The 9,215-nt window shown below is 73.2% G+C and carries 10 protein-coding genes; 6 read left to right on the top strand and 4 right to left on the bottom strand.

What is annotated here, in order from left to right:
- Window positions 1-98: 98 nt before the first annotated feature.
- Window positions 99-932 carry a hypothetical protein gene (locus tag ACZ4A5_RS31090; RefSeq protein ID WP_467591581.1) on the bottom strand — a complete coding sequence of 278 codons (834 nt, stop codon included), beginning with the start codon at window positions 930-932 and terminating at the stop codon, window positions 99-101.
- A gap of 184 nt (window positions 933-1,116) precedes the next feature.
- Here ACZ4A5_RS31090 and ACZ4A5_RS31085 point away from each other — a divergent pair, with 184 nt between their 5' ends.
- Window positions 1,117-1,698 (top strand): phosphatase PAP2 family protein, encoded by a 582-nt coding sequence (locus tag ACZ4A5_RS31085; RefSeq protein WP_467591578.1) that lies wholly within the window; start codon window positions 1,117-1,119, stop codon window positions 1,696-1,698.
- 7 nt (window positions 1,699-1,705) lie between these two features.
- On the opposite strand, the gene ACZ4A5_RS31080 is transcribed toward ACZ4A5_RS31085, so the two are convergent.
- The 3 genes from ACZ4A5_RS31080 to ACZ4A5_RS31070 are packed head-to-tail and all read right to left on the bottom strand — an operon-like array spanning window position 1,706 to window position 4,543.
- Complete coding sequence (locus tag ACZ4A5_RS31080; RefSeq protein WP_467591575.1) at window positions 1,706-2,188, bottom strand: pyridoxamine 5'-phosphate oxidase family protein; 483 nt, start codon at window positions 2,186-2,188, stop codon at window positions 1,706-1,708.
- 19 nt (window positions 2,189-2,207) lie between these two features.
- Window positions 2,208-2,831: a response regulator gene (locus ACZ4A5_RS31075; RefSeq protein ID WP_467591585.1), complete on the bottom strand. Its 624-nt coding sequence runs from the start codon at window positions 2,829-2,831 to the stop codon at window positions 2,208-2,210.
- Between the two features lie 41 nt (window positions 2,832-2,872).
- Window positions 2,873-4,543 carry a sensor histidine kinase gene (locus tag ACZ4A5_RS31070; protein ID WP_467591572.1) on the bottom strand — a complete coding sequence of 557 codons (1,671 nt, stop codon included), beginning with the start codon at window positions 4,541-4,543 and terminating at the stop codon, window positions 2,873-2,875.
- A 105-nt stretch (window positions 4,544-4,648) separates the two neighbouring features.
- Here ACZ4A5_RS31070 and ACZ4A5_RS31065 point away from each other — a divergent pair, with 105 nt between their 5' ends.
- From ACZ4A5_RS31065 to cseC, 5 genes are all read left to right on the top strand, one after another.
- The gene (locus tag ACZ4A5_RS31065) at window positions 4,649-5,560 is read left to right on the top strand and encodes an HhH-GPD family protein (protein ID WP_467591569.1); all 912 of its coding nucleotides are present in this window, start codon (window positions 4,649-4,651) and stop codon (window positions 5,558-5,560) included.
- A gap of 269 nt (window positions 5,561-5,829) precedes the next feature.
- A complete protein-coding gene (locus ACZ4A5_RS31060) occupies window positions 5,830-6,378 on the top strand; it encodes a SigE family RNA polymerase sigma factor (protein ID WP_121801639.1) in 549 nt (182 codons plus the stop codon).
- Complete coding sequence (locus ACZ4A5_RS31055) at window positions 6,366-7,025, top strand: hypothetical protein (protein ID WP_398872999.1); 660 nt, start codon at window positions 6,366-6,368, stop codon at window positions 7,023-7,025. The genes ACZ4A5_RS31060 and ACZ4A5_RS31055 overlap by 13 nt, the downstream gene beginning before the upstream one ends.
- 7 nt (window positions 7,026-7,032) lie before the next feature.
- Window positions 7,033-7,734 (top strand): two-component system response regulator CseB, encoded by a 702-nt coding sequence (gene cseB / locus ACZ4A5_RS31050; protein WP_398873001.1) that lies wholly within the window; start codon window positions 7,033-7,035, stop codon window positions 7,732-7,734.
- 30 nt (window positions 7,735-7,764) lie between these two features.
- A complete protein-coding gene (cseC, locus tag ACZ4A5_RS31045; protein WP_467591565.1) occupies window positions 7,765-9,066 on the top strand; it encodes a two-component system sensor histidine kinase CseC in 1,302 nt (433 codons plus the stop codon).
- Window positions 9,067-9,215 lie beyond the last annotated feature (149 nt).

Here is a 9,215-nt window from a genome sequence, read left to right as displayed (position 1 = left end):
TGGGGTGCGCTATGCTGGGAGATGGCATGCTCAGAGGCACAACACCACCCCCCCCCCCCCCCCCCCCCCCCCCCCCCCCCCCCCGCTTCTTTCTTGCGTCAGCCCTTGTCGAGGGTGAACTCGAACTTCTCGGTGACCCCGGCCACCTTGACCTCCACCCGGTACGTCCCCGGGCCCGCCGACGAAGCGCCGGACGGCGTCACACACTGCGGGGCGCTCTTCTTGCGGTCCCACTCCAGCGTCCGCTTCGTCTCACCCGAGCCGGGCAGCTCGATCAGGACGGCGCCCTTGCCCCGGGGGCAGTCGTCGGAGGACCAGACGTGATCGTCGCCACCGGCAGCGGTGATCTTCAGGACGGCCGCCGTGGACCCGAAGTCGACCTTGCACGCCGAGCCGCCGGAGTTCTTCACGACGATCTCGAACTTCGGCTTCTCGTCCGGGCCGTAGGAGTCCTTGACGCTGCGAACCGTCAGGCTCACGGATCCTGACGTGCAGTCGGGCAGCGAGGAACCAGCGGGAACGACCTTGCCGTCGCCGGTGCCCAGCACTCCGCTGCCACCGCCGGAGCCCCCGGACCCGGAGCCGCCCGCGCCGCCACCGGAACCACCGGAGCCCCCTGAGCCACCGACGTCACCATGGTCGTTCGCGACGCCACCGCTTCCGCTCGCGCCCGAGTCGCCACGGCCGCCCGGCCGTTGGCTGTTGAAGGTGCCCGAGGGGACGGGGCCGGGCGTGATGGTCGTCTCCCCCGGGCCCTTCCCGTCCGTAGGGCCCTTGCCCTGGTCCTTGCCGGAGCCGCCGCCGTCACCTCCGAGGCTGACGATCCACAATCCCAGCAGTACGAGAAGGCCGAGCAGGCCAAGCGCAACTGCCCTCCGCCGCCAATAGATGGAGGAGGGAAGCGGCCCGATCGGATTGCGCAGAGATCCCACGCGAAGACTCTACGAGAGATCGGGCAGGGCACCAGCCAATACCCGCCGGGCGGGTGCCTACTTTTCGCATCATCAGCCCGCAGGACGACGGCATTCCGTTGTCGATACCTGACGAAAGTCAGGCGCGCCGCATGCCGATCGCCCGATGTGCCGCGGTGGTGACATTCCGTACGCTCCAGGGATCATGGACGACGATCTCTACCGTGACATCACCGACTACGCGCACTCCACCCCGGGCTGGGTGCACAGCCTCGCGGAAGTCGGCACCCAGGCCGGACTGTTGCTGCTGGCGGCGATGGCAGTCGTGATCTGGTGGCTGGCCCGGCGGCGCGGCGCGCGCGAGGTGGCCCTCACCCTCCTGGTGCCGGTCGGCACGGCCGTGGCGTACGCGATCAGCGAGGTCGTAAAGAGCCTGGTCGACGAGGCGCGGCCGTGCCGGGCGGTGGCGCACGCGGTCACCTCGATCGCCGCGTGCCCGGCGGCGAACGACTACTCCTTCCCCAGCAACCACGCGACGCTGGCCGCCGTCATGGCGACCGGCATCATCCTGGCGCGCCCCGTGACGGCGTGGCTGGTGGTGCCCATGGCGCTGCTGGTGGCCTTCTCCCGGGTCTTCCTCGGCGTGCACTACCCGCACGACGTGGCCGCGGGCCTGGTGCTCGGTGCCGTCGTCGCGCTGCTGACCGCCCGGCTGTTCGTCCGCTCGACCACCAGGCTGGTGGAGCGGTGGCGCGGTGGCCGGTGGAGCGTACTCGTCAAGGCATGACGGGAGTTCACACGTTGGGGTGGTGAGTCCACTCCGTCTTGTGACCGAAGCCCTGGCCGTTGTCGACAAGCCGCAGCCAGTCGGGGCGCAGCTCCCACAGATCGGTGCGTTCCATCGCCTGGCGGAGCTTCTCGTTCCGGTCCACGTACGGATAGCGCGTGCCGTACGTACGCCACCCCGCCTCGCGGTCCGCGCCCTCCAGGCGGCGGCAGGTGCCCCGCCCTTGAATGCCCGTCAGGGCGGTCCACGCCTGACCGTCGCGCTGCGCGGTGAAGGCGACGGGCCTCCCGCCGAGGAGGGCACGGCCGTGGCGGGTGGTGACCGAGGTGACGAAGAGGAGGGCGGGGCCGCCGTCGGCGGTCTCCGCCCGCGCGTAGAGGACGGCGCACGCCTGGGGGCCGTCCTCGTCGGCGTAGGCGAGGGTCATGGTGGTGTGGGCGTCGAGGGCCGCCCGGATCTCGTCCGGGGGCCGCTGCCCGGTCTCGCTCATGATCCCCATTCCACCCCGGTCAGTCGCCGGTGACCAGTCCGGCCTCGTACGCGATGATCGCGGCCTGCACCCGGTTGCCGACCTCCAGCCGGTCCAGGACCGCGCTCACATAGCCCTTGACGGTGCCCTCCACGAGGTGCAGCCGGCGGGCGATGCCCGCGTTGGAGAGCCCCTCCCCCAGCAGGGCCAGCACCTCGCGCTCGCGGGCGGTGAGCCCGGCGGTGCGGGCGCGGGCGGCGGTGCCGCGCGTCAGCCGCTCGCCGCCCAGCTCGGCGATGACGTGCCGGGCGACCTTGGGCGAGAGGTAGGCACCGCCGTCGGCCACCGCGCGCACGCCGGCCATCAGCTCGTACGGGTCGCCGGACTTGAGGAGGAAGCCGGTGGCGCCGCCGCCGAGGGCGCGGGAGATGTAGGCGTCCTCGGAGAAGGTGGTGAGGATGGCGACGGCCGTGCCGGGTGTGGTGCGGCGGATCTCCTCGCACGCGGCGAGGCCGTCCAGCCGGGGCATCCGGATGTCCAGCAGCGCGACGTCCGGGCGGTGCGCCTGTGCCGCCTCCACGGCCTCCCGGCCGTCCGCGGCCTCGGCGACCACCTCGATGCCGGGGTCGGCGCCGAGGATGGCCCGGACGCCGGCGCGGATCATCGCCTCGTCGTCCGCGAGCAGCACCCTGATGGCCTCTCCTGTCACCGCACCCACTCCTTTTCCTCCTGTTCGACGACTTCGGTCGTGCCGACGCGGGGGATGTGGCTCTTCGCGACCAGCAGGCCGTCGCGGAAGCAGAGCCGGAAGTGGTCGACACTGACGAAGAGCTCGCCGCTGGCCCGGTAGTAGCGGCACTGCGCCCCGGCGGGCGGTGCCGCCACGGCCCGCCGGACCGGCGGTTCGGCCACGCGGCGGTCCGGCAGCAGGGGCTCGACCGCGGCGTACGGCGAGCCGACGCGCAGCTCCGCGTAGTCGGCGGGCTTCAGCACGGAGTGCGCCTTGATGTAGGCGTACCACCCGAAGGCGGCCGCGACGAAGACGGCGGCGCATCCGCCGACGACGGCGAACGGCACGACGACGCGCCGCCGGGACACGCGCCGGGCGCGGGCGAACGCGTCGAGATCCCCGGCCGCCGAGGCGGCGGTGAGCGCCTGAGACCCGCCGGACCCACCGGTGCGCTGCGGTTGCTGTTCCGCGGCGGGCGAGGGAGACGTGTGGGGCAGGTGGGGCAGATGGGCGCGGACGCGGAAGCCGCCGTCGTGCGGCCCGGCGGAGAGGTTCCCGCCGGCCAGGGCGGCGCGCTCGCGCAGGCCGAGCAGCCCGGTGCCGCCGCCACCGGGCCGGGTGAGGGACGCGGCGGGCGCGGGGCCGTTGACGACGGTCACGGCGGTGGCGTCCGCGGCGTGCTCGACGGTCACGGTGACCTCGGCGCCGGGCGCGTGCTTGGCCGCGTTCGTCAGGGCTTCCTGGACGACGCGGTGGGCGGCGCGCTCGACCATGGGCGGCGCTTCGGCCGCGGGCCCGTCGCAGCGCAGGCTCACGGTCATGCCCGAGGCGACCGCCCGCCGCACCAGGGCCGGAATGGTCTCGTCCGCCGGGGTCAGCGGGGGCACGGGGGCCGCCTGGGTCGTCGTGGGGTCGCGGAGGATGCCGATGATGTCGCGGAGGCGGTCGGTGGCGGCCGCCGCCGCCCCGCGCAGGTCCGCGGCGGCCGCGCGCTGTTCCGCGTCGAGGCCGGGCGCCACCTGGAGGGCACCCGCCCGCAGCGCGATCAGGCTCAGTTCGTGGCCCAGGGAGTCGTGCATGTCCTGGGCGATGCGGGCGCGCTCGCGCAGCCGGGCGCGGTCGGCGACGATCACCTGCTCGCGTTCCAGCTGCGCGGCACGGCTCCACCCGGCGGCCACCAGCTCGCGGTCCTGCCTGCGATAGCGGCCGACCAGCCACGGGAAGACCGCCCCGAAGAGCAGCGTGCCGATCAGAACCAGCCATTCCACGACGGGGTCGAAGCCGCGCCCCACGACGAGCAGCGTGCCCGCCGCGGCGATCGCCGCGAAGGCGTACAGCGCGGGCCGGGCCCGTGCCGAGCGACGGCCGAGCAGATAGGCGAGGACCGCGAGCGCGGGCCCGTACGAGAGCGTGAAGAGCGAGGGCGAGGCGGCCAGGCCCATGCCCGCGACGAGCAGCAGCCCGAGCGCCGGCCGCGCGCGCGAGGCCACGACGGCGACGGCGAGGAGGACGACGGCGCACACCGACTGCCACCAGGGCCGCGGCGTGTTCAGCCCGAGACCGGTCGCGGCGAAGGCGGGAGCGGCCAGCGCCACCCAGAGCAGGGTGTCCGGAAGCACCGTGGTCAGGGCATATCTGCGGCTCACCGCTCGAACGTACCGGGGCGACCGGGCCGTGCGCCCCTGCCGAAAGTCACATATGCGGCTCCGCCCGGCGACGGAGCCCTCCCGGCACGTGTCAGGATCGTGGTGATGACTATCTCGCCACCCTCCGCAGGCGTGCCCGGGACGGATGCCGCTCTGCACGGCCCCGTGCTCGCCTGGTTCGACACGCACGCCCGCGACCTGCCCTGGCGCCGCCCCGAGGCGGGGCCGTGGGGGGTGATGGTCAGCGAGTTCATGCTCCAGCAGACGCCGGTCAGCCGGGTGCTGCCGGTCTACGAGCAGTGGCTCGCCCGCTGGCCGCGCCCCGCCGCCCTCGCGGCGGAGCCGCCCGGCGAGGCCGTACGGGCCTGGGGCCGGCTCGGCTATCCGCGGCGCGCGCTGCGGCTGCACGCGGCGGCGACGGCGATCACGGAGCTGCACGGCGGCGAGGTGCCGGGCGACCACGCCGAGCTGCTGGCGCTGCCGGGTGTCGGCGAGTACACCGCCGCGGCGGTCGCCTCGTTCGCGTTCGGGCAGCGGCACGCGGTCCTGGACACCAACGTCCGCCGGGTCTTCGCGCGCGCCGTGAGCGGTGCGCAGTACCCGCCGAACGCGACCACCGCCGCCGAGCGGAAGCTGGCGCGCGAGCTGCTGCCCGCCGACGAGCCGGTGGCCGCCCGCTGGGCGGCGGCGACGATGGAGCTGGGGGCGCTCGTCTGCACGGCGCGCACCCCCGACTGCGCCCGTTGCCCGATCGCCGCGCGGTGCGCCTGGCGGGCGGCCGGTTCCCCGGCGCACGACGGCCCGCCGCGCCGCGGCCAGACCTACGCCGGTACGGACCGCCAGGTCCGGGGGAAGCTCCTGGCCGTGCTCCGCGAGGCCCTGGAGCCGGTGCCGCAGCGGACGCTGGACGCGGTCTGGGACGAGCCGGTGCAGCGGGCGCGCGCCCTCGACGGGCTGGTCGCGGACGGCCTGGTCGAACCCCTGCCCGACGGCCACTACCGGCTGCCGCTCACCTAGCCGTGCCGGGCGCGGTTCCCCCGCGCTCGCGGCGGCGACCGATCCGGCGGTCCGCACCCAGGTCACGGCAACAAAGCAAAGGCCGACAGCCCCCTTTGCGCCCCATTTCTTCGGCTTTCCCTCGGCGCTGTTACACAACCTATGGACAGCTGTGCACCAGCCGCAGTGCTGCTGCACATCGCGCCGCAACAGCTCCTCCGTAGCGTCCTACTCGTGCTGGGGGACCGCCAGCGTGACGCGGGGAATGCAAGCGGAATGGAGGCTGCGAGATGGCCAGCAGCGGCAAGGTTCTGGACTTCGAAGAGTACGTGCGCAACCGTCAGGACGCCCTCCTGCGCAGCGCCCGCCGCCTCGTCCCGGACCCCATCGACGCGCAGGACCTCCTCCAGACCGCTCTGGTGCGCACCTACGGCCGCTGGGAAGGCATAGCGGACAAGTCGCTGGCCGACGCCTACCTCCGCCGTGTCATGATCAACACTCGTACGGAGTGGTGGCGCGCCCGCAAGCTCGACGAGGTGCCCACCGAGCAGCTTCCCGACGCCTGCGTCGAGGACGGCACGGAGCAGCACGCCGACCGTGCGCTGCTGATGGACATCCTCGGAGTCCTGGCACCCAAGCAGCGCAGCGTGGTCGTGCTGCGCCACTGGGAGCAGATGAGCACCGAGGAGACCGCGGAGGCGCTCGGCATGTCGACCGGCACGGTCAAGAGCACGCTGCACCGGGCGCTGGCCCGGCTGCGTCAGGAACTGGAGAGCCGCGACCTGGACTTCCACGCCCTTGAGCGCAACGAGCGGGGGCAGGAACGGTGCGCAGCCTGAAAAAGGCGGCTCCCACCAAGCCGGCACTGATCACCGGCGGCACGGTCGCAGCACTGGCCGCGGCCGCCGGTCTTCTGCTTGCCGGATGCGAGGCGGGCAGTGAGGGCGTGCGGAAGGAGGGCACCGCGCAGACCCAGTCCGCGGCCAAGCCCACCCGCGTGCCCGCGGCTTCGGCGGCCCCCACCCAGGGGAAGATCGACGCCGTCAAACTGATCAAGTCCGACCCCAAGGTCAGTGATCAGGTCAAGAAGAACCTCAAGCCGTGCGAGAAGAACCAGTATCCCGTCGACGTGATCTACGGGCAGGTGACCGAGGGCTCCCGCAACGACGTGGTCGTCAACATCCTGACCTGCGGGGATTCCCTGGGGGTCGCCTCGTATGTGTACCGTGCCAAGGGCGACTCGTACGAGAATGTGTTCGCGGCCGAGCAGCCGCCCGTCTACGCCGAGATAGACCGCCGCGACCTGCGGATCACCAAGCAGGTCTACGGTCCCGGTGACGCGGCGTGCTGTGCGTCGGGCGAGGACGTCATGACGTACCACTGGTCGGGGGACGAGTTCCGCGAGGCCAGTCGCACGCACACCGACTTCAGCAAGGTCGGCAACAACGACAAGGGTGAACTCCCGAGCGTGGGAACGGAGGGCTGAGAGCAGCGTGGCCGATACGCATGTGCTCTTCGTCGAGGACGACGACGTCATCCGCGAGGCGACCCAGCTGGCGCTGGAGCGCGACGGCTTCGAGGTGACGGCGGTGCCCGACGGGCTGCTGGGGCTGGAGCGCTTCCGCGCCCGCAGGCCCGACATCGCCTTGCTCGACGTCATGGTGCCGGGGCTGGACGGGGTGAGCCTGTGCCGCCGGATCCGTGACGAGTCGACCGTCCCCGTGATCATGCTGTCGGCGCGCGCGGACTCCATCGACGTCGTGCTCGGCCTGGAGGCCGGGGCCGACGACTATGTGACCAAGCCCTTCGACGGTGCCGTGCTCGTCGCCCGGATACGGGCCGTGCTGCGGCGCTTCGGGCACGCCGGCGGGGCGGGCTCCGCCGCCGACGAGCCGGAGCCGATCGAGGGCGGTGTGCTGCGCTTCGGTGACCTGGAGGTCGACACGGAGGGCATGGAGGTGCACAAGGCCGGCGAGCCGGTGGCCCTGACCCCGACGGAGATGCGGCTGCTGCTGGAATTCTCCGCGGCGCCGGGCACGGTGCTCTCCCGCGACCGCCTGCTGGAGCGGGTCTGGGACTACGGCTGGGGCGGCGACACCCGCGTCGTCGACGTCCATGTGCAGCGGCTCCGGGGCAAGATCGGCCAGGACCGCATCGAGACGGTCCGTGGCTTCGGCTACAAGCTCAGAGGCTGACCACCCGATGGTGAACCACCGGGGCCTCCCGTGGTGAAGCTCAACCTCCGCTCCGGCCTGCGGTGGAAGGTCAGCCTCGCGATCGCCGGCGTCAGCGCGCTGGTGGCCGTCGCGCTGAGCCTGGTCGTGCACAACGCCGCACGGCTGTCCATGCTCGACAACGCCCGTGACGTGATGGACTCCCGGGTGCAGATCGCCCAGGGCTACTACGAGAGCACCCACCGGCTGATGCTCCACGCGAAGCTGGACGACCCGGCGCTGCCCAAGCAGCTCAAGGACGCCGCCGCCGTGGGCCTGCGCGCCACCTATCTCCAGGACTCGGACGGCAAGGGCACCCCCGAGGTCTGGGCCTCGACCCCGCTGCGGAACGGCAAGATCCTCTCGATCCACACCCGCTTCCAGGACCGCTTCTCCATCCTCGACGCCCTCGACCGGGCGCTGATCATCGGCTCGGTCGCGGTGGTGCTCGGCGGCTGCGCCCTGGGCATCCTCATCGGGGGCCAGCTCTCCCGGCGGCTGCGCAAGGCCGCCACCGCCGCCCGCAAGCTCGCCGACGGCGACGCCGAGGTGCGCGTACGCGAGGCTATCGGGGGGCGGGTGCGGGACGAGACGGACGATCTGGCACGGGCGGTCGACGGCATGGCCGAGGCGCTCCAGCAGCGGCTGGAGGCCGAGCGGCGGGTCACCGCCGACATCGCCCATGAGCTGCGCACCCCCGTCACCGGCCTGCTCACCGCCGCCGAGCTGCTGCCGCCCGGCCGCCCCACCGAGCTCGTCCGCGACCGGGCCCAGGCCATGCGCACCCTGGTCGAGGACGTCCTCGAGGTCGCCCGGCTGGACGGCTTCGCGGAGCGGGCCGAGATGCAGGACATCCGGCTCGGCGAGTTCGTCCTGCGCAGGGTCCGGCTCGCGGAGCCGCAGGCCCAGGTCAAGGTCGTGCGCGACGCCTATGTCTCCACCGACCCGCGCCGCCTGGAGCGCATCCTCGGCAATCTGCTCGCCAACGCCGCCAAGCACGGCAGGGGGCCGTTCGAGGTGACCGTGGAGGGGCGCGTGCTGCGCGTGCGCGACCACGGGCCGGGCTTCCCGGAGGAGCTGCTGAAGGAGGGCCCGAGCCGCTTCCGCACGGGCAGCTCGGACCGGGCGGGCAAGGGCCACGGCCTGGGCCTGACCATCGCGGCGGGCCAGGCGCGGGTCCTCGGGGCGCGGCTGACCTTCCGCAACGCGGACCCCGAGTCGGGAGAGGGCCACGGGGCGATCGCCGTGCTCTGGCTGCCCGAATCCGCTCCGACGAACACGGGCAGCTTCCCGATCATCCAGGTGCCGGACTGAGGGGTCCCGGGCTGACAGATCCCGGGCGGTCCATGACGTCCCTGGCGAGGGGGGGGGGGGGGGGGGGGGGGCGGGGGGGGGGGGGGGGGGGGGGGGGGGTGGGGTGGGGGGGGGGGGAGGGGAGGGGTGGGGGGGGGGGGGGGGAAAAA

It is taken from the genome of Streptomyces sp. NPDC025618, assembly GCF_055558795.1.
Note: the sequence above shows the minus strand (reverse complement) of the source record. Positions and strands in the feature narration are given on the sequence as shown.